This is a genomic window from Eubacterium segne, from assembly GCF_014287775.1.
Classification (GTDB): Bacteria; Bacillota; Clostridia; order Lachnospirales; family Lachnospiraceae; genus Eubacterium_G; species Eubacterium_G segne.
Genome location: NZ_JACOOZ010000002.1, coordinates 159,845 through 181,057, shown reverse-complemented (window position 1 = coordinate 181,057; position 21,213 = coordinate 159,845). Strand labels below are relative to the sequence as shown.

The 21,213-nt window shown below is 35.6% G+C and carries 20 protein-coding genes and 1 other annotated feature; of the genes, 19 read left to right on the top strand and 1 reads right to left on the bottom strand.

Annotated features, from left to right (window positions below; translation table 11 throughout):
- Positions 1–12 precede the first annotated feature (12 nt).
- The 17 genes from H8S00_RS03230 to argS all read left to right on the top strand — a co-directional run bounded on the left by H8S00_RS03230 (position 13) and on the right by argS (position 18,998).
- Positions 13–1,251 (top strand): DUF5716 family protein, encoded by a 1,239-nt coding sequence (locus H8S00_RS03230; RefSeq protein WP_118588939.1) that lies wholly within the window; start codon positions 13–15, stop codon positions 1,249–1,251.
- Between the two features lie 20 nt (positions 1,252–1,271).
- Positions 1,272–2,051, top strand: coding sequence for a tetratricopeptide repeat protein (locus tag H8S00_RS03225; protein ID WP_021953418.1), 780 nt, complete (start codon positions 1,272–1,274; stop codon positions 2,049–2,051).
- A gap of 57 nt (positions 2,052–2,108) precedes the next feature.
- Positions 2,109–2,316: a binding site (T-box leader), on the top strand.
- An 82-nt stretch (positions 2,317–2,398) separates the two neighbouring features.
- On the top strand, positions 2,399–5,038 hold the full coding sequence (locus tag H8S00_RS03220) for a valine--tRNA ligase (RefSeq protein ID WP_118588940.1): 2,640 nt from the start codon (positions 2,399–2,401) through the stop codon (positions 5,036–5,038).
- A gap of 10 nt (positions 5,039–5,048) precedes the next feature.
- A complete protein-coding gene (locus tag H8S00_RS03215) occupies positions 5,049–5,195 on the top strand; it encodes a hypothetical protein (protein ID WP_021953416.1) in 147 nt (48 codons plus the stop codon).
- Between the two features lie 20 nt (positions 5,196–5,215).
- Complete coding sequence (locus H8S00_RS03210) at positions 5,216–6,697, top strand: tetratricopeptide repeat protein (RefSeq protein WP_118588941.1); 1,482 nt, start codon at positions 5,216–5,218, stop codon at positions 6,695–6,697.
- A gap of 103 nt (positions 6,698–6,800) precedes the next feature.
- Entirely contained in the window at positions 6,801–7,130 is a 330-nt protein-coding gene (locus H8S00_RS03205) for an STAS domain-containing protein (protein ID WP_021953414.1), read from the top strand.
- A 9-nt stretch (positions 7,131–7,139) separates the two neighbouring features.
- Positions 7,140–7,610, top strand: coding sequence for an anti-sigma F factor (gene spoIIAB / locus H8S00_RS03200; RefSeq protein WP_021953413.1), 471 nt, complete (start codon positions 7,140–7,142; stop codon positions 7,608–7,610).
- Positions 7,611–7,612: 2 nt separating this feature from the next.
- Positions 7,613–8,326 carry a SigB/SigF/SigG family RNA polymerase sigma factor gene (locus H8S00_RS03195; RefSeq protein WP_118588942.1) on the top strand — a complete coding sequence of 238 codons (714 nt, stop codon included), beginning with the start codon at positions 7,613–7,615 and terminating at the stop codon, positions 8,324–8,326.
- A gap of 197 nt (positions 8,327–8,523) precedes the next feature.
- Positions 8,524–9,150, top strand: coding sequence for a stage V sporulation protein AA (locus H8S00_RS03190; protein ID WP_118588943.1), 627 nt, complete (start codon positions 8,524–8,526; stop codon positions 9,148–9,150).
- Positions 9,147–9,587, top strand: coding sequence for a stage V sporulation protein AB (locus H8S00_RS03185; RefSeq protein WP_118588944.1), 441 nt, complete (start codon positions 9,147–9,149; stop codon positions 9,585–9,587). Before H8S00_RS03190 ends, H8S00_RS03185 begins: the two co-directional genes overlap by 4 nt.
- A 28-nt stretch (positions 9,588–9,615) precedes the next feature.
- Entirely contained in the window at positions 9,616–10,074 is a 459-nt protein-coding gene (locus tag H8S00_RS03180; RefSeq protein WP_118588945.1) for a SpoVA/SpoVAEb family sporulation membrane protein, read from the top strand.
- Positions 10,075–10,289: 215 nt separating this feature from the next.
- Complete coding sequence (locus H8S00_RS03175) at positions 10,290–10,982, top strand: hypothetical protein (RefSeq protein WP_021953407.1); 693 nt, start codon at positions 10,290–10,292, stop codon at positions 10,980–10,982.
- A 32-nt stretch (positions 10,983–11,014) separates the two neighbouring features.
- On the top strand, positions 11,015–11,362 hold the full coding sequence (locus tag H8S00_RS03170; RefSeq protein ID WP_021953406.1) for a helix-turn-helix domain-containing protein: 348 nt from the start codon (positions 11,015–11,017) through the stop codon (positions 11,360–11,362).
- A 114-nt stretch (positions 11,363–11,476) separates the two neighbouring features.
- A complete protein-coding gene (locus tag H8S00_RS03165) occupies positions 11,477–12,556 on the top strand; it encodes a carbamoyl phosphate synthase small subunit (RefSeq protein WP_021953405.1) in 1,080 nt (359 codons plus the stop codon).
- Positions 12,549–15,746: a carbamoyl-phosphate synthase large subunit gene (gene carB, locus H8S00_RS03160; protein ID WP_021953404.1), complete on the top strand. Its 3,198-nt coding sequence runs from the start codon at positions 12,549–12,551 to the stop codon at positions 15,744–15,746. Before H8S00_RS03165 ends, carB begins: the two co-directional genes overlap by 8 nt.
- 186 nt (positions 15,747–15,932) lie before the next feature.
- A complete protein-coding gene (locus H8S00_RS03155; protein WP_118588946.1) occupies positions 15,933–17,159 on the top strand; it encodes a UTP--glucose-1-phosphate uridylyltransferase in 1,227 nt (408 codons plus the stop codon).
- Between the two features lie 75 nt (positions 17,160–17,234).
- Positions 17,235–18,998 carry an arginine--tRNA ligase gene (gene argS / locus H8S00_RS03150; protein WP_118588947.1) on the top strand — a complete coding sequence of 588 codons (1,764 nt, stop codon included), beginning with the start codon at positions 17,235–17,237 and terminating at the stop codon, positions 18,996–18,998.
- Positions 18,999–19,077: 79 nt separating this feature from the next.
- On the opposite strand, the gene H8S00_RS03145 is transcribed toward argS, so the two are convergent.
- Positions 19,078–19,458: a hypothetical protein gene (locus H8S00_RS03145; protein ID WP_021953401.1), complete on the bottom strand. Its 381-nt coding sequence runs from the start codon at positions 19,456–19,458 to the stop codon at positions 19,078–19,080.
- Positions 19,459–19,605: 147 nt separating this feature from the next.
- Here H8S00_RS03145 and H8S00_RS03140 point away from each other — a divergent pair, with 147 nt between their 5' ends.
- Together H8S00_RS03140 and H8S00_RS03135 are read left to right on the top strand one after the other, a co-directional pair.
- Positions 19,606–20,256, top strand: coding sequence for an HAD-IA family hydrolase (locus tag H8S00_RS03140; protein WP_021953400.1), 651 nt, complete (start codon positions 19,606–19,608; stop codon positions 20,254–20,256).
- Between the two features lie 27 nt (positions 20,257–20,283).
- Positions 20,284–21,204, top strand: a complete 921-nt coding sequence (locus H8S00_RS03135; RefSeq protein WP_118588948.1) for a CPBP family intramembrane glutamic endopeptidase — start codon at positions 20,284–20,286, stop codon at positions 21,202–21,204.
- Positions 21,205–21,213: the final 9 nt, after the last annotated feature.

Genomic DNA, 21,213 nt, shown 5'->3' with positions numbered 1-21,213 from the left:
GAGGACAAGGCTTTGGGAAAAGGAATGATTTTAGGAATAGATTTTTCTATGGACTATGCACAGATAGCATATTTGGATAATGATGGAAATCCCCAGTCCGTAAGTGTGGGAACAGAGGATAATTATATGATTCCCGCCGTTGTATGCTACAACAGTGAATTGAATGAATGGTCAGCAGGCGATGAGGCAGTTAATAAAGGAAGACTTGAAAAAAGCAAAGTTTACAAAAATCTTCCGGAAATATTCAACGAAGACAGTGAAAATGATGCTGATGAGGCAAAAAAAGCAGTTTCCACATTTATGTCATATCTAATTAAATTAGCGGTTAATTACAGCAACGGACGTTTAATAAAAAATATTCTTGTAACTGTAAATCAGGTAAATCCTCAGGTTATAAAGGGACTGCTGGAGGTATTTACTGAGTTGGGATACAATGAAAAAGACATAAAGGTAATAAGTCACTCAGAAAGCTTTGTATACTATGTTTTAAATCAGAATAAGGATATATGGATAAATAATGTTTTGTTTTTGCAGCTGGATAAACATGAGTTTTCATGTAGAAGATTAAATGTTATAAAAGGAAGACAGCCTCATGTGGCAGATGTAAGAATGACGGATTTAAGCAATTTATTCACTATGGATTTAGTTACAAGAGAGCCTCTTGGAGCTGATGAAATACTTTCTGAATTTTTGGAGGAACAGCTTAAAAAACATGTTGTGTCAGGAGTTTTTCTTTCAGGAGAAGGATTTTATGTAGACGGATGGCAGAAAACCTTATCCGTTTTGTGCAGAAACAGAAGAGTTTTTAAAGGTAGTAACCTTATAGTAAAAGGGGCAGCCTATGGCGCAAGAGAATTTTTCTATGTACCGGTTCTTGATAAATATCTTATTTCCTGTAAGGGACGTACGAGAGTTAAAATTGTTATGGCTGTTAAATATAAGGAACATGATAGTTACATTACCCTTTCAAACATTGGAGAGTATTGGCACCAGGCAAAATCAAAGGCTGAGTGTATAATGGAAAAACCTACGGAGGCTTCCTTTGAAATTCAGGACATTATGAATCATGCCAATGAAAGTTTCAAAATTGATTTAAAGGATTTTCCTAAGAGACCGCCAAATACCACAAGACTTGAAATAAATTTCAGATATCTTTCTGAAAATTCCTTTGAAATAGAAATAAAGGATTTAGGATTTGGAGAATTCTTTAAATCCTCAGGAATGTCAGTTAAAAAAGAAATTACTTTATAGAACTTTTAAGAGGAGACGTCATGAATTATATTACTTTGTGTACGATACATACAGAGAAACCATACTATATTAAGGAAGTCAACAAAAACATATATTCAATTGAGGAGTTAAGTTATTATTTGTACAATTATCTGTATTTAATAGATGATACCTTTTTCAGTGATACATTAATTGATTATATTGAAAATGAACTAAAGCAGACAACCATTGCTTCCGGGTTAAAGCAGATAATAGCAAAGAAAGGCGAACTGGGAGAAAAAATTGCCTTTGTTATTAAAAATTCCGGATATTATTCTGAAAGAGAAGCAGAAAAACTGGAAAATCATTTAGTTGCCCTTTGTTCAAAAACAACAGCTGAACGAATAAAGGCGAAGGCGGACATACTTATGGATACAGACAAATATAACATGGCAATTAACTACTATAACAGTATTCTTAACAAGGCTATAAACACAGAACTTCCGGAAAGATTTTACGGAGATGTTTACAACAATTTAGGTGTAGCATATGCAAGATTGTTTGAATATGAACATGGAGCAGCAGCCTTTAGATGTGCATACAGGTTAAATAAGTCCAACGAGTCCTTAGAGTCGGTTTTGCTATGTGATTTGTTAAGTGATAATGAAAAGAGACTTAACATAGATAAGGAAAAATATAAGGTAAGCGATACGGTTATTAACAGACTTAGGGCAGAACTTATAAAGAGAAAAGTGCATATACAGTCAGAGTGGAAAAAAGAAAATGAGGATATGTTTGTAACTCAGTGCAGAAAAGAATATATTGTGGAAATAAACAGTTAATTTGCTGATATTAGATGTTGACAAACATAAATAAAATATTTATCATTGACTATATGTTTAAATGCGTTGAGGAAAAGGAGTAGCAGATAACCCCTTATAGAGAAAGAGGGATGGTGGAAGCCTCTTAGGAAGGTATTTGTGAAGGTAGTTTCTAAGCAGCCGTGGTAAAAAATGGATTATCCAATTAGCCGCAGACGTTTCATCCCCGTTACAGGATAAGATAAGTGATAAAGAAAGGTGGTACCGCGATATATTCGCCCTTTGTGTGCTACCGGTTACTATACAAAAGAAAAGAGTGGCATGGCTGCTCTTTTTCTTTTCATAATCTTACAGAATAGGAGAAAACAATGAAGGAATTTGAAAAGAATTACAATCCCGCAGAGATTGAAGACAGACTTTATGAAAAGTGGCAGGAAAAGAAATATTTCCATGCAGAAGTAGACAGAAGCAGAAAGCCGTTTACTATTGTTATGCCACCTCCAAATATTACAGGGCAGCTTCATATGGGACATGCCCTTGATAATACAATGCAGGATATTTTGATTAGATTTAAGAGAATGCAGGGCTATGAAGCCTTATGGCTTCCGGGAACTGATCATGCATCAATTGCCACAGAAGCTAAGATTGTAGAAAAAATGCGTGAAGAAGGCATTACCAAGGAAGATATTGGGAGAGACGCATTCTTAGACAGAGCATGGGCGTGGAAAAAGCAGTACGGCGGACGTATTGTTTCACAGCTTAAAAAGATTGGTTCATCCTGTGACTGGGACAGAGAAAGATTTACCATGGATGAAGGCTGTTCAAAGGCGGTAAAGGAAGTTTTTGTTAATTTATATAACAAAAAGCAGATTTACAAGGGTGAAAGAATTATTAACTGGTGCCCTCATTGCCTTACATCTATTTCAGATGCAGAGGTAGAATATGAAGACCAGGCAGGTAAATTCTGGCACTTAAGATATCCTTTAACAGATGGTTCAGGATATATCCAGCTGGCTACAACAAGACCTGAAACATTACTTGGTGATACAGCAGTAGCAGTAAACCCAAATGATGACAGATATAAACATTTAATAGGAAAGATGCTTACACTTCCTTTAGTTGGAAGAGAAATCCCTATTATTGCCGATGACTATGTAGGTATTGACTTTGGTACCGGTGTAGTTAAAATTACACCTGCCCATGATCCTAACGATTTTGAAGTTGGACTTCGTCACAACTTACCTGTTATTAATGTTTTAACAGACGATGCTAAGATTGTTGATGATTATCCTAAGTACGCAGGTATGGACAGATATGAAGCAAGAAAGGCAATTGTAGAAGATTTAGACAAGGAAGGATATCTGGTTAAGGTTGAAGACCATGAACATAATGTAGGTACATGTTACAGATGTCATACAACTATTGAACCAAGAGTTTCAAAGCAGTGGTTTGTAAAGATGGATGAGCTGGCAAAGCCTGCAATAGAAGCTGTTAAAAAAGGTGACACTAAGTTTGTACCGGGATATTTTGATAAAACATATTTCCATTGGCTTGAAAATATCCGTGACTGGTGTATTTCACGTCAGTTATGGTGGGGACACCAGATTCCTGCATTTTACTGTGATGACTGTGGTGAAATGGTTGTAACAAAGGAAGACCATGCAGTATGTCCTAAGTGTGGTAAGGAAATGAGACAGGATCCGGATACTCTTGATACATGGTTCTCATCAGCATTATGGCCATTTAGTACGCTGGGCTGGCCTGATAAAACAGAAGAAATGGATTACTTCTATCCTACTAATACATTAGTAACAGGATATGATATTATACCTTTCTGGGTAATGAGAATGATGTTCTCAGGACTTGAACATACAGGAGAGGTACCTTTTGATACAGTTTTGATACACGGACTTGTTAGAGATTCACAGGGACGTAAAATGTCAAAATCTTTAGGAAACGGTATAGACCCATTGGAGGTTATTGATAAATATGGTGCTGACGCATTAAGATTTACCCTTATTACGGGAAATGCACCTGGTAACGACATGAGATTCTATTGGGAAAGAGTAGAGGCATCAAGAAACTTTGCCAATAAGGTTTGGAATGCTTCAAGATTTATCCAGATGAATCTTCCTGAAGAAAATATTGATTTAGGTAAGAAACCTGAAAACTTAACTGATGCAGATAAGTGGATTTTATCAAAAGTTAACACTTTGGCAAAAGATGTGACAGAAAATCTTGATAAATTTGAACTTGGTATAGCAGCTGACAAAATTTACAACTTTATTTGGGAAGAATTTTGTGACTGGTATATTGAAATGGTTAAGCCTAGATTGTACAATGATAATGATGATACAAAACAGGCTGCATTATGGACACTTAAGAAAGTATTAATTGACTCATTAAAACTTTTACATCCATATATGCCATTTATTACAGAGGAAATATTCTGTAATATTCAGGATGATGAAGAGTCCATTATGATTTCATCATGGCCTGAGTATTCAGAAGAAAACACATTTGAAAAAGAAGAAGCAGCAGTTGAAACTATTAAGGAAGCTGTACGTTCTATCAGAAATATACGTTCAGAGATGAATGTTGCACCAAGCAAGAAGGCAAAAGTATTTGTTGTATCTGATGATGCAACTGTACGTGAAATCTTTGAAAAGGGAAATGTATTCTTTGCTACCTTAGGATATGCCAGTGAGGTTATTATTCAAAGTGATAAGGAAGGCATTGAGGATGACGCTGTATCAGTAGTTATTCCAAAGGCTACTATTTACATGCCATTTGCCGAACTTGTTGACATTGCAAAGGAAATTGAGAGACTTCATAAGGAAGTTGAACGCCTTAACAAGGAACTTGCAAGAGTAAACGGAATGCTTTCAAATCCTAACTTTGTAAGTAAGGCTCCTGAAAAGAAAATAAATGAGGAGAAGGAAAAGAAGGCTAAATATGAACAGATGATGGAACAGGTTAAGGGACAGCTTTCACATTTAGAAAAATAAGGAGAAGGATATGATTAATTTTGAAGAAGAAATTAAAAAATTTCATCCAAGCCTTGAAATAGAAGAGGCAGAAAACGCCATCTATAACAACAATATATCAGACATTACTGATGTTATGATACAGATGGTTGAGGAACTAAAGGGCGAGAACAAATAAGCAAAGGATGGATTTAACAGATGATATGCTATAATTGTGGAAATGTCCTTACTAACAGTGATTATTGCAGTCACTGTGGTATGGATGTAAGCGTCTACAAGAGAATTGTGCGTTTGTCCAACACATATTACAACGTGGGTCTTACAAAGGCAAGAAACAGAGATTTAGCCGGAGCAGCAGATACCTTAAGACGTTGTGTTAAGTTAAACAAACGTAATATTGATGCCAGAAATCTTTTAGGACTTGTGTATTTTGAAATGGGAGAGACAGTTCAGGCATTTTCCGAGTGGGTTATGAGCACCAACATTCAGCCGGATAACAACCCGGCAGACCGATATCTTGTAGCTATACAGCAGGAAAAGGGAAAAGTAGACGAGTTGAATCATACTATAAAGAAGTTCAATGTAGCTCTTAATTATGCCAAGAGCGGAACTGACGACATGGCTATAATTCAGCTTAAGAAAGTCCTTAATCAGAATCCTAATCTGATAAAGGCCTATCAGCTTTTAGCTTTACTTTACACCAAAAACGGTCAGTACGAGAGAGCAAAGAGAACAATAAAGAAGTCTCTTAAAATTGACAAGTGCAATCCTTTAAGTATCCGTTATTTAAGAGAAATTAACGAGTATATGGAGGATGAAAAGAAAAATGATCCTGACAGGAGAATGGAGCGAAGACGAAGCTTAAGAGGTGTAATGGTTGACAGACCTTACTTAAGTGGAAATGATGTTATTGTTCCACAAAACAATTTTAAAGAGGCTATTAGCAGTGCCCAAAGTATTTTACACATAATAATAGGTGTCTTGCTTGGCGCAGCATTGGTTTACTTTATTGTTACTCCGGCAAGAATTGCAGGCATTTCTGATAAAGTAAATGACACAAAGGTTGAATATAATCAAAAGATTGCTATAAAAAATTCTACAATTTCCGAATTGCAGGATCAGGTGGATACAATAAAGAAGGAAAGGGACAAGCTTAAAACGAGTCTTGCCCAGTATACTGGCACGGGAAATACTTTAAGCACAAACTACAGTAATCTTTTAGAGGCAGTACAGTATTACTTAGCAAAGGATTACGACAATAGTGCAAAGTCATTAGAAAAGGTTGATGGCAAAATGAAGATGGAATCAGCTTCATTTACATCGGTGTACAAGTCATTAAGTGATCAGTTGTCATCAAGAGTGGAAAATTCAGCTTTTGATGCAGGTATGAGCGCCTACGAAAGTGCAGATTACGAAACAGCAATAACACAGTTTACAAAGTGTATTGAGGCAAATAAAAACAACGTTAAAGCGATTTATTACTTAGCCTATGCCTATAACAGGCAGGGAGATACAACTAACTCCAATAAGTATTTCAAGAAAATCGTTGATGATTTTGGAGATTCAGAATACGCAGATAGAGCAAGAAATATGTTATCAGACAATGGCGGCGATGACGGCAACAATGGTGATAACGGAGACAATGGCGGTGATAGCGGAGACGGCGGAAGTTCAGAATAAAATATAAAAATACTAAAGAAGAGAACCTTAAAAGGGTTCTCTTTTTGTGGTTATGGTAAAACAGGTATTGAGCCATGTTTATAAAATTTTAAGGGGGATTACAATGGAAGTTTTATATGAAGTAAGGGGAAGAAATCTGTTGATTTATTTACCGGAAGAATTAGACCATCATAATGCAAAAATCATAACAGAGCAGTCGGACTGGTATATTATTTCAAACAAAATTCAAAACATTATTTTTAATTTTAAAAGAACAAAATTTATGGACAGTTCAGGAATCGGGGTTATTATGGGACGGTATAAGTTAGTTAAAAACCGGGGCGGTAAAGTTACTGTTACTAATATTAATAATTCTATTGACAGAATATTAACTATTTCAGGTTTGTACAAAATTGTTGAAAAAACAATAACACCGGATTTATCCAGATATTAGGAGGAAAGTATGGAGAATAATATGAGCATTACGTTTGATGCCAAGTCACAAAATGAAAGTCTGGCAAGAATGGTGGTGGCTGCCTTTCTCACGGAGGTTGACCCTACAATCGAAGAAATAAATGACATAAAAACTGCTGTTTCAGAGGCAGTTACTAATGCAATAATTCACGGATACGGGGAAAAAACGGGAACTGTATACATGAAGTGCAACATGCTTACAAATAAAATAAAGAAAAATGATAGTACATACGAAACAGATACAACCATAAAAATTGAAATAAAAGATGAAGGTGTTGGAATTGAAAACATAGAAAAAGCAAGAGAGCCGTTGTTTACAACTAAACCGGAGTTAGAACGCTCCGGAATGGGATTTATGTTTATGGAAATGTTTATGGATGAACTGATTGTAGAGTCAGAAAAAGGTCGTGGTACTAAGGTTTCCATGACAAAGAGATTAACAAAGCAGGAAAAAATCTGATAATGGATGTATTATCGTTAATAGAAATGGCTCATAAGGGAGATAAAGCAGCAAGGGACAAGGTACTTTTAGAAAACAGTGGTCTTATCTGGAGCATTGTCAGGAGATTTTTAAACAGAGGCTATGAAAGTGAGGATTTATTTCAAATAGGCTGTATAGGAATGCTTAAGGCAATTGACAGGTTTGATGTTAATTTTAAAGTGGCATTTTCCACCTATGCAGTGCCACTGATAGCAGGAGAAATCAGACGCTTTTTAAGAGATGATGGCATTATTAAAATAAGCAGAACCATAAAAGAAAATCAATTGAAAATTTATTTAGAAACGGAAAAATTCAGAAAAGATAATAACAGGGAACCTACGGTGGAGGAATTGTCTAAAGTATGTGATTTAACCTGTGAGGAAATAATAACTGCATTAGATGCATCAAGAGAAGTGGAATCTATTTATAAGGAAATCGATACCGGGGATAATAAAAAGCAGACCATATTGGAAAAAATAGAGGATGAAAGCAGTCATGAGATAATGGTTATTAACCGCATAATGGTAAAACAGCTGTTAGAGACACTAGACGATACAGACAGAAAAATAATTATTTTAAGATATTTTCAAAATAAAACCCAGTCGGAAATTGCAAATATAGTGGGAATGACTCAGGTTCAGGTGTCAAGAACTGAAAAGAAAATTTTAGAAAAATTAAAAAAGCAAATTGGATAAATTAGAATAATATAGTGTTCATTGGATATAATGTATGTCATAAACAATTATAGAAAGGATTTGACAGGTATGAAAATCTTTAAAGTTATAATTATTATGGCTGCCATCATAATGGCTACAGGAATTGGTGTTTATTTGTGCTCTCAGGCGAAGGAAACAGAAAAAACTGAAACGGCAGTTATGATTTAGAGGTGGGCATGAGTGATACATTATATATAAAGTTAGATCAGTGCGTGGAAGTAACTCACGAAGATGTAACTATTGGCGATGTGGCAAAATTAGAATGTAAGAACATGTCAGTGGTAAACAGGTTAAAGCCCATTAAGCTTTTAACTGATCATTCCAATGGCAAAAAAAGATATATTGTTTCTATAATGGAAATTTTTGAAATAGTGGATGAAACCTTTGAAAATGTTGATGTACAAAGTGTTGGTGAAACAGACTGCATTATTGAATTTAAAAAGGCATATGCAGGGAAAAAATATCTGGAAATTATTAAGGTTATTTTAATATGTGTACTTTTGTTTTTCGGAGCAGGTTTTTCCATAATGTCATTTAACAATGACGTTTCAGTGGAAGGAATGTTTGAAAAAATCTGCAAGTTAGTGGCGGGAGACAAAAATACCGGAAAATCATTAATGGAATTATGCTATTCTGTGGGAATGGGGGTAGGAATCCTTGTATTTTATAACCATTTTGGGCTAAAGAGGTTTTCAAAGGATCCAACGCCTATTGAGGTTGAAATGCGAAAATATGAAACCGATGTTAATCAGACTTTAATTGAGGGGCATAACAGACAGGATGGAAAGTTGGATGTAAAATGACGTGGTGGAAATATATAATTTTGGGACTAACAGCATTTGGAGGAGGCAGTGTAATTTCAGCAGCGGTATTTGCCCTTATTGCCTCCACCGGTGTTATAACCAGAATGGCAGGGAAAACCCATACCGGAAAACATGTTACTAAATATGAGACAGCAGTTGTGGCAGGAGGTACATTGTGGAATATATTCTGGGTATTTTCCGTAAAACTTCATATGCCGGTAACGGTATCGGCAGTGCTACAACCCATAATAGGACTGTCTCAGGGAATCTTTGTAGGATGTCTTGCAATATCTTTAGCTGAGGCATTAAATGCTACGGCAATTTTTGCCAGAAGAGTGAAACTGAGAATAGGTTTTAGTTATATTATCTTAGCTGTGGCAGTGGGAAAAGTAACGGCGGCAATAATTCAGTTCGCTAACGGATGGGTTAAAAAATAGCATTAATGAAAGCATAAAGGGGAAAGTAATGGAAAGCGAAGAAAGAAAACAAAAATATAATGAATATGTTAAGCGGATAACTCCTGACAATAAGTTGTTTACCGATGTGTTTAATGCATTCTGGATAGGGGGAATTATTTGCCTTATGGGGCAGATATGGGTGGCAATATTTACTTACTTTGGAATGAACAAAGAGGATGCCGCAGCCTGGACTACACTGGTGCTTATTTTAGAAAGTGTTATTTTAACAGGTCTTAATATTTATCCGAAAATAGCCAAAAAAGGGGGAGCCGGATGTCTGGTTCCCATAACAGGTTTTGCCAATGGAGTGGTGGCACCGGCAATTGAATTTAAGGCAGAAGGGCAGATATTTGGTGTTGGAGCAAAAATATTTACCATTGCAGGGCCGGTTATTTTGTATGGAATATTTTCCAGCTGGATTGTGGGAGTCATATACATGATACTTCAGGCGGCAGGAATATTATAGAAGAGTATGGAAAAAATAGTGAAGAAATACCTTTGGGATTGGGATTTGAATTGGCAATGAATGATAAGGCAATGGAAAGTTTCTCGAAAATGCCTGAAGGTATCCTCCCTTTTTATTGAAAGCATATGAAAAAAGATATATAATAATTATGTTCGGGCACATAAAACGGTATGCCTTAAATTAAAAAATATGCTTTACAATACAGGGAGGGTACCTTGGATAAAAGGAAAAAAACAGCAGTTACAATTGTCATGACATGCATTTTAATTTTGATTATGGCACTGGTAATAATGTATAGAATAAAAGAAAACAACAGCAAAGATTACACAAAGTATGAGAATCAAAACACTAAGGAAACATCTACCATACAAAGCAGTAAAATAGGATTGCAGCGAAAAGATATCGAAAAAATATGGAATGACAGTGCGTTGGAGGGAAATAGGCAGGAAAAGGAATTTTACAGATTTGAATTTCCCATGTACAGAGGTGAAAGTGTAGAAGAGGTATTTAGCCTGTATTTCAGATTTTATGTATCATGCGAAGATGGAGAGTATTATTTAGACCCACGAATAATATTTGGTGGATTTTATAATGTTTCCGATATAAAAGATGACAAAATTTCAAAGGAATTTACCATTTTATCAGACAAAGAAAGCCTTAAGTTTAATATATTTAAGGATGAAAAGAAAAGTGCTGATGATGGGAATACATATAATGCAATGGCGTTTTCCACAGAGAACATTGACGAATTTGAAAAAATAGTCAAAAGTAAAAACGTAAATATAAAAATAACCCTTGATAACAGGAAGTTTGTGTTTGATTTGGGCAAAGATGAAAAGAAAAAGTTACATAGTCTGATTTCAGATTATAAGAAATTAGAAGAAAAGGTATGTGATGATAAACAGTAGTTTTTGACATGGAAATACAGGAAGGATAAATTATGCTGTCAGAAGAGAGAAAAAGAAATTTAGAAACAGGAAACAGGGTTAGGGAAATACGAAATGGTATGGACTACACTCAGACTGCAATGGCAAATGAATTAGATGTTTCTCTTTCTGCCTATAAAAAAATTGAGTCAGGAACTATGGCAATAACCATAAATATGCTAAAAACGTTAAACGAAAAGTTTGGAGTCTCTGCAGATTACATATTATTTGGTAAAGAAGAACATATTGAAGACATTGACGAATTTGTAGATAGTCTGTCCGAAGAGGAGGGCAGGGAAATCTATGAGGAGTTAATAGATTATTTTGTTAATCAAAAAAAGAAAACTTATATAGTAAAATAGTATTGTATAAAAAATGCTTTTCTGCTATAATATTTTCAATTTGTGCATAGGTAAGTTATGCACATTACAAAAGAATATATATCTTAAATTAAACTTACGAAAGGAAATACATTTATGAACGCTTTTCTAATCTTAGAAGACGGTACAGTCTTTAAAGGAACATCTATTGGATCTACAAAAGAAATTATTTCAGAAATAGTATTTAATACCTCAATGTGGGGATATTTAGAAGTGCTTACTGATCCCAGCTATGCAGGACAGGCAGTATGCATGACATATCCGCTTATTGGTAATTACGGTATTTGCCATGAAGATATGGAATCACTTAAACCATGGCCTGATGGTTACATAGTACATGAATTAAGCCGTATGCCAAGTAACTTCAGAAGTGATGATACCATCCAGCACTTTTTGGAGGAACATGATATTCCGGGAATCGCCGGTATTGATACAAGAGCCCTTACAAAGATTCTTCGTGAAAAGGGTACAATGAACGGTATGATTACCACTAATGAAAATTATAATTTAGACGAGGTATTACCTAAGATAAAAGAATATACAGTTACAGGAGTTGTTAAGAAAGTATCCTGTACAGAGAAAAAAGTTTTAAAGGGTGATGGATTTAACGTAGCTTTACTTGATATTGGAGCTAAAAATAATATTGCAAAGTCCCTTAATAAGAGAGGATGCAATGTTACAATTTATCCATGTGATACACCAGCAGAAGAAATTATTGCAGCTAATCCGGACGGAATTATGTTATCAAACGGACCGGGAGATCCAAAAGAATGCGTTTATCAAATTGAACAGATTAGAAAGTTATATGATACAGATATACCAATATTTGCCATATGCTTAGGTCATCAGCTGATGGCTTTAGCTACAGGGGCAGATACAAAGAAAATGAAATATGGACACAGAGGAGGAAACCATCCTGTGAAGGATATAGATTCAGGAAGAGTTTATATTTCATCCCAGAATCACGGATATATGGTAGATGGAGATACTATTAATCCGGATGTGGCAAAGGTTGCCTTTGTAAATGTAAATGATAAGACAGTAGAAGGTTTAAGATATATTAATAAGAATATTTTTACGGTTCAGTTCCATCCGGAAGCATGTCCGGGACCACAGGATTCGGATACACTTTTTGATGAATTTATCAATATGATGGAGGTGAGAAAAAATGCCTAGAGATACCAGAATAAAGAAAGTATTAGTTATTGGCTCAGGTCCTATTGTTATAGGTCAGGCAGCAGAATTTGATTACGCCGGAACACAGGCATGCCGTTCTTTAAAAGAAGAAGGCATTGAAGTAGTATTACTTAACTCAAACCCTGCTACAATTATGACAGATAAGGATATTGCAGATGAGGTCTATATTGAACCTCTTACAGTGCCGGTACTTAAGAAAGTTATAGAAAAAGAAAAACCTGACAGTATTCTTCCAACCCTTGGTGGACAGGCAGGACTTAACCTTGCCATGGAAATTGCTGAAACGGGATTTTTAGAGGAACATAACTGCAGACTTATAGGTACAACATCACAGACTATTAAGAAAGCAGAAGACCGTCTTGAATTTAAGGAAACAATGGAGAAAATCGGCGAGCCATGTGCTCCGTCTTTAGTTGTTGAAAATGTGGAAGACGGTATAGAATTTACCAACAAGATTGGATATCCGGTAGTTCTTCGTCCGGCATATACCCTTGGTGGCAGTGGCGGTGGTATCGCTCACAATCAGTTTGAATTAGTTGAGATTCTTGAAAACGGATTAAGACTTAGCCGTGTAGGTCAGGTTTTAGTAGAAAGATGTATTGCAGGATGGAAGGAAGTAGAGTACGAAGTTATGCGTGACTCTGCAGGAAACTGCATTACAGTATGTAACATGGAAAATATTGACCCTGTTGGTGTACATACAGGTGACAGTATAGTTGTTGCACCGTCTCAGACATTAGGAGATAAAGAGCATCAGATGCTTAGAACATCAGCTCTTAACATTATAAATGAATTAAACATTACAGGTGGATGTAACGTTCAGTATGCACTTCATCCTGAAAGCTTTGAGTATTGCGTAATTGAGGTAAACCCTAGAGTTAGCCGTTCATCAGCATTAGCATCAAAGGCTACAGGTTATCCTATTGCCAAGGTTGCTGCAAAGATTGCTTTAGGTTACACTCTTGACGAAATTAAGAATGCAATTACTCAGAAAACATATGCAAGTTTTGAGCCTACACTGGATTACTGTGTAGTAAAAATCCCAAGACTTCCATTTGATAAGTTTATTACAGCCAGCAGAAAGCTTACTACCCAGATGAAGGCTACCGGTGAGGTTATGAGTATCTGCAACAACTTTGAAGGTGCTTTAATGAAGGCTATACGTTCACTTGAGCAGCATGTTGAATGTCTTCTTGATTATGATTTCTCAAAATTAAGTGATTCAGAATTAGAAGATATGCTTCACAAAGTTGATGACAGACGTATCTGGGTTATTGCAGAGGCATTAAGACGTGGTGTAAGTTACGACCACATTCATGAAGTTACCATGATAGACAAGTGGTTTATAGACAAACTTGCCATTATTGTGGAAATGGAAAATGCGTTAAAGAACGGGCCTCTTACACCGGAACTGTTAAAGGAAGCAAAGAGAATTGAATTCCCTGATACTGTAATTAGCAGACTTACAGGAAAAAGCGAAGAAGAAATTAAAAACATGCGTTACGATAACAATATTGTGGCTGCATATAAGATAGTTGATACATGTGCTGCTGAATTTAAGGCAGCAACTCCATACTATTATTCAGTATATGGAGGGGAAAATGAATCAGTTGAAACAAACCCGCCAAAGAAGGTATTGGTTTTAGGTTCAGGTCCTATCCGTATCGGTCAGGGTATAGAATTTGACTTCTGTTCTGTACATTGTACATGGGCATTTAAAGAAGAAGGATTTGAAACAATTATAGTAAATAATAACCCTGAAACAGTTTCAACTGACTTTGATATAGCTGATAAGCTTTACTTTGAACCACTTACGCCGGAAGATGTTGAAAACATTGTAAACATTGAAAAACCGGATGGAGCGGTAGTTCAGTTTGGTGGACAGACAGCTATTAAGCTGACAGAATCTCTTATGAAGATGGGGGTTCCTATTCTTGGTACAAAGGCTGAGGATGTTGATGCCGCTGAAGATAGAGAGTTGTTTGACGAAATTCTTGAACAGTGCAAGATTCCAAGACCTACAGGGGGAACTGTATTTACTGCGGAAGAAGCTAAGAATGTAGCTAACAGACTGGGATATCCCGTACTTGTAAGACCTTCGTATGTTCTTGGAGGACAGGGAATGCAAATAGCAACCTGCGACCAGGAAGTTGAGGAATTTATGGAAATTATCAACAGAATAGCTCAGGATCATCCTATTTTGGTAGATAAGTATCTTCAGGGTACTGAGGTGGAAGTTGATGCAATTTGTGATGGAGAAGATATATTAATTCCAGGTGTAATGGAACATATTGAAAGAGCCGGAGTTCATTCAGGTGACAGTATTTCAGTATATCCTGCATATTCATTGTCACAAAAGATTATAGATACAATTGAAGACTATACAAGAAAACTTGCCATGTCACTTCATGTAAAGGGAATGATAAACATTCAGTTTATTGTATGTGACGGAAAGGTTTATGTAATTGAGGTTAATCCTCGTTCATCAAGAACAGTGCCGTACATTAGCAAAGTAACAGGTATTCCAATTGTAAAACTTGCTACAAAATGTATTATCGGTCACAAGATAAAAGAATTAGGATACAAGCCGGGATTACAGCCTAAGGCAGATTATTATGCAATAAAGATGCCGGTATTCTCATTTGAAAAAATACGAGGAGCAGAAACAAGTCTTGGACCTGAAATGAAGTCAACAGGTGAATGTCTTGGTATTGCAAAGACCTTTAATGAGGCACTGTATAAGGCATTCCTTGGAGCAGGTGTTGTACTTCCAAAGCATAAGAAAATAATTATTTCAGTTAAGGATGCAGACAAGCAGGAAGTTGTTCCACTTGCCCAGCGTTTTGAAAAATTAGGATATGAAGTATATGCTACAAGAACTACAGCAGAGGTTCTTCGTGAAAACGGAGTAAATGCAATAAAGGTTAATAAGATACATCAGGAAGCACCAACAGTAATGGATTTGCTTCTTGAACATAAGATTGATATTGTAATTGATACACCTACTCAGGGAAGAGATAAGAGCCGTGACGGTTTCCTTATTAGAAGAACATCTATAGAAACCGGTGTAAACTGTTTTACAAGCTTAGATACGGTGGATGCTTTACTTACAAGCTTAGAAAGCGATGCAAAGGAAAATCTTACATTAGTAGATATAGCTACATTGTAATTAAAATGGCATAGAAAAATGACTGTCTCACACGGCAGTCATTTTTACTGTGGTTTTGTATACAGGTAATAACATTATACTTGCATAATAATAGAAAATAACTTATGCTAGTAGTATATGTGGTAAATTGAAAAGGGTTTATACCACAATATAATTTGCATTTTAGCAGATAACAGGAGGAAGATAATGGATTATAATAAGGCTAAAGAGTTACTTGAAAAATATGGACAGGAACAGTTATTAAGGTACTATGATGAATTAAATGATGACCGGAAGGCATCACTTTTAAAGCAGATTGAAGGAATTGATTTTAGTCTTCTTGATTTAATTAAAGAAAATTCAGAGGCAAAGAAGGGTGTTATTACACCTCTTGATTCAGCAGTAACCATTGAAGATATAGAAAAGAATAAAGAAAAATATACCAACATCGGTATTTCAGCTATTAAAGAAGGAAAGGTAGGAGCACTTCTTTTAGCAGGTGGTATGGGTACAAGACTTGGTTCAGACAAGCCAAAGGGAATGTACAATATAGGACTTACTAAGGATGTTTACATTTTTGAAATGTTAATTAATAACCTTATGGATGTTGTAAACCAGTCAGGCACATGGGTTCCTCTCTACATTATGACCAGTGAGAAGAACAATGATGACACAATTAAATTCTTTGAAGAAAAGAATTATTTTGGTTACAACAAGGATTATGTTGATTTCTTTGTTCAGGAAATGGCACCGGCAGCATCCTTTGAAGGAAAGATTTACTTAGAGGATAAGGATAGAGTGTCTACATCACCAAACGGCAACGGCGGATGGTTTATTTCATTTGTAAATGCAGGACTTGCAAAGAAGGCTAAAGAAGCAGGTGTTGAATACATTAACGTATTTGCTGTTGACAATGTATGTCAGAGAATGGCTGATCCATGCTTTGTAGGTGCAATGATTGACGGTGGATACCGCTCAGCTTCAAAGGTTGTATCAAAGGCTACACCGGAAGAAAAAGTAGGTGTTTTATGCTTAGAAGACGGAAAGCCATCTATTGTAGAATACTATGAACTTACAGAAGAAATGAGATACCAGAAGAAAGAGGATGGAGATTTAGCATATAAGTATGGTGTTATTTTAAACTATCTCTTTAACATGGAAGATTTGGAAAAGAACCTTAACAGCAATTTAGTAGTTCATGTTGTAAAGAAGAAGGTTCCATATATAAATGAAGCAGGCGAAAAGATTAAGCCGGAAACAGAAAACGGATATAAATTTGAAACATTGGTTCTTGATATGGTTCATATGATGGATAACTGTTTAGCCTATGAAGTAGTAAGAGAAAAAGAATTTGCACCAATTAAGAACAAGACAGGAGTGGATTCAGTAGATTCTGCAAGAGAACTTTTGAAATTAAATGGAGTAGAATTATAATTTCACCGGAAAAGTTATTGTCCCGGTGAAAAATGTTAATATGTTTACCAGAATTAGAAGACGGAGTTAATAACCATGAAAAAAATACTTGAACTTATTACGGAAGAAATTAAAAAGGCATTTGAAGAATGTCAGTACGACAAAAAGTTAGGAAAAGTTGTTGTATCAAACAGACCTGACTTATGTCAGTACCAGTGTAATGGTGCTATGGCAGGTGCTAAGTTATACCATAAGGCACCTATTATGATAGCCAATGATGTTGTGGAAAAAATTAAGGAAAGCAAAATGTTCTCTTTAGTGGAAGCAGTTAATCCCGGTTTCATTAATATGAACTTAAATAATGAATTTGTTGCGCAGTACCTTAATGAAATGAAAAATGCACAGAAATTAGGCTGTGAAAATGAAAAGGAACAGACTATTGTTGTGGACTACGGTGGAGCTAATGTGGCAAAACCTCTTCATATAGGACATCTTCGTTCAGCAGTAATTGGTGAAAGTGTAAAAAGAATAACCAGATATATGGGAAATAAGGTTATAGGTGATGTTCATTTAGGAGACTGGGGTCTTCAAATGGGGCTTATAATTACAGAGCTTAAATGCAGAAAGCCGGATCTAGTATATTTTGATGAAAATTATACAGGGGAATATCCAAAAGAAGCACCTTTTGACATAACAGAGCTGGAGGAAATTTATCCTTGTGCCAGCAAAAAATCAAAGGAAGATGAAGCTTTTAAGGAAGAAGCTCATGAAGCTACTTTAAAGCTCCAGACAGGTTACGCACCGTACACAGCTATCTGGAAGCATATAATGGAAATTTCAAAGGCAGATTTAAAAAAGAATTATGATAATCTTGATGTGGAATTTGACTTATGGAAAGGTGAAAGTGATGCCCAGCCGTATATTCCGGGTCTAATTCAGGATTTAATTGACAAAGGTCTTGCATATGAAAGTCAGGGAGCTTTGGTTGTAGATATAGCAGAGGAAGGAGACAGCAAGGAACTTCCACCGTGCATCGTAAGAAAATCAGACGGAGCAGCACTTTATGCTACTTCTGATATTGCAACTTTAGTTCAAAGGGAACAGGATTTTCATCCTGACAAATATGTTTATTTAGCAGATAAGAGACAGGATTTACACTATACACAGTTCTTCCGCGTTGCAAAGAAGGCAGGAATTGTAAAGCCTGAAACAGAGCTTATATTTATTGGATTTGGTACTATGAACGGAAAGGACGGAAAGCCGTTTAAAACAAGAGAAGGTGGCGTAATGCGTCTTGAAAACCTCATAGCCCAGATTAATGATGCAGTTTATAACAAAATCATGGAAAACCGTTCAGTTAGTGAAGAAGAGGCAAAGGAAACTGCAAGAATAGTAGGACTTGCCGCTCTTAAGTATGGTGATTTGTCTAACCAGGCATCTAAGGATTATATTTTTGATATAGACCGTTTTGCATCCTTTGAAGGAAATACCGGACCATATGTTTTGTATACAATTGTCCGTATTAAGTCTATTATTGAAAAGTATAAGGCTGAAAATGGAAATATAAGTGATTTAACAATTAAGGCTTATGACAATCCGGAACAGATTCAGTTAATGCTTGAAATAGCAAAGGCAAACGAAGTTATTGAAAATGCAGCTAAGGAATTGGCGCCTCATAAGATTTGTTCATATGTTTATGATTTATCTAACGCATTTAACAGATTTTATCATGGAACAAAGATTTTAGCAGAAGAAGATGGTGATAAGAAGGCATCTTATATTGCTCTTATTACCCTTACAAAGGAAGTTCTTGAAACATGTATAGATTTACTTGGATTTAAGGCACCGGATAGAATGTAAATATTAATTTGTAATAAAAATATCCCAATGGAAATTAGTGAAAACACAAAATCCATTGGGATGTTTTTATAAGTTTAAACTACTGTGCTGTTGTTTCTTCAGCAGTAGTTTCTTCTACAGTTGTAGATTCTTCAGCAGTAGCTTTCTCAGATGTAGTTTCTGATGATGCAGTAGTTGTATCAACGGAAGTATCACCTTTGACATTCTTGTCGCCGTTCTGTATTAATTTGCTTCTAAGGCTTTCTAATTCAGACTGGCTAAGCTCAACGTGAGTTGTAGCAACAGGTGGTGTATACATACCTGTGGCAACTGCTATTGAATAGCCGATATATACAACAAAAGCAACACCTACAAGAGTAACAATGGCATAAGATAATATTTTCTTTGCACTGCCTTTCTTTTTGTTATTCTTACGATTGTACTTTTCCTGTTTGTATCGATCAACTTTTGCCTGACTCATTCCTATGTACCTCTCATAATATTTATTATTACTGACACCTATAGTGCCCCATACCTTTTACTAGTATAAAACAAAAATGGTTGTAAAACAAGTGTCATTTGAGATATAATGATTGTTACGTGATTAAATTAACAGGATGGATTTATTATGAAAACCTATGATGTGATTATTTTTGATTTAGACGGAACTCTTAGTGATTCAGGAGAAGGAATTACTAAATCGGCCCAGTATGCATTGTCTAAGTTTGGCATAAATAAGGAACCTGATGATTTGAAGCATTTTGTAGGACCACCTCTTAAGGAAGAGTTTAAAAATGCTTATAATTTTTCAGATGAGGATGCTGCTAAAGCAGTGGAATATTACAGAGAAAGATATAAACCTATAGGCATATATGAAACTTCGTTATACAAGGATGGAGACATTATGCTTAAAAGATTAAAGGATGCAGGAAAGTATCTGGCCATTGCCACATCTAAGCCACAGGCTATGGCGGAAGAAGTTTTGAGATATTTAGGAATTTATGATTATTTCGATAAAATTATGGGAGCAGACCTTATAGGACCGAGACAAAGTAAACAGTCAGTGTTAGAGGCTTTATTTAAAAAAATAGAAAATAAAGACAGGTCTAAATATATAATGATTGGTGATACTAAATTTGATATAATCGGTGCTAATTTAATGAAAATTGATTCTTTAGGTGTTTCTTACGGATATGGCAACAAAAAAGAAATGCTTGAGTTAGGAGCACTTAAGGTTTTAGATTCCACGAAAGAAATAGCAGACTTTCTGCTTAATTAAATTACACAGGTATAGAGAGGAGAACAGATGGATAGTAAAAAGAGAGAAAGGGTAACTATAGGTCGTATATGGGGGCTTATTTATCCTATGTTACTGTATTTAGGTGTAACCTTTGCAGTTGAATTTATATTTATGATTGCGGTGGCAGTGCTGGGTATTTCCAGGTATGGAGCTACTGATCAGGCACAATTATATGACTTTATTATGAATGCAACCATGAGTCAGGCTTTGTCAATGACATTGTTAGCAGGACTTGCAACAGCACCGATACTTATATTTATTTATATTCGTGACAATAATAAGGACAGAAGAAATGGTACCTTTGTAAAATATAAGTTAAATAATATTTTGAAATATTTACTTATAATTCCTTTTGGAGTATTTAATATGTTGTGGGCTAACTATTTTGTAGCATTACTTCAGCTTGTAATGCCTAAGTTTATGTTAGAAAGCTACACAGATACCCAGCAGATAATTGAGGGAGGCGGATTTCTGATACAGTTGTTGACAGCGGGAATCGTTGCACCTATTGTAGAGGAACTTATATTCAGAGGTCTTGTATACAGAAGAACGAAAAAAATGACAGGAACCATTGCAGCGGCAATACTTTCAGCTGCATTATTCGGAGTGTTCCATGGCAACTGGGTTCAGGCTCCTTATGCATTTATTATTGGCATAGTGGCAGTGTTTGTGTATGAGAAGTTTAAATCCATTGTGGCACCAATAATGTTGCATATGTCGGCAAATATTTTGTCAGTCCTTATAATGACCATGACATCATCAGATACACCTACAGTAGATAGCTTAAACATTGATACATTATCATATGTTTCATCCCTTATAATTTTCATATTTATAACGGGAGTTTTAGCAGCTGTGTTTGGAGTTATTATATGGAATAAGGTAAACCCGGTGGCAATAAATGCCAAAAAAGAAAATGAGATTTAAGGAGAAGAA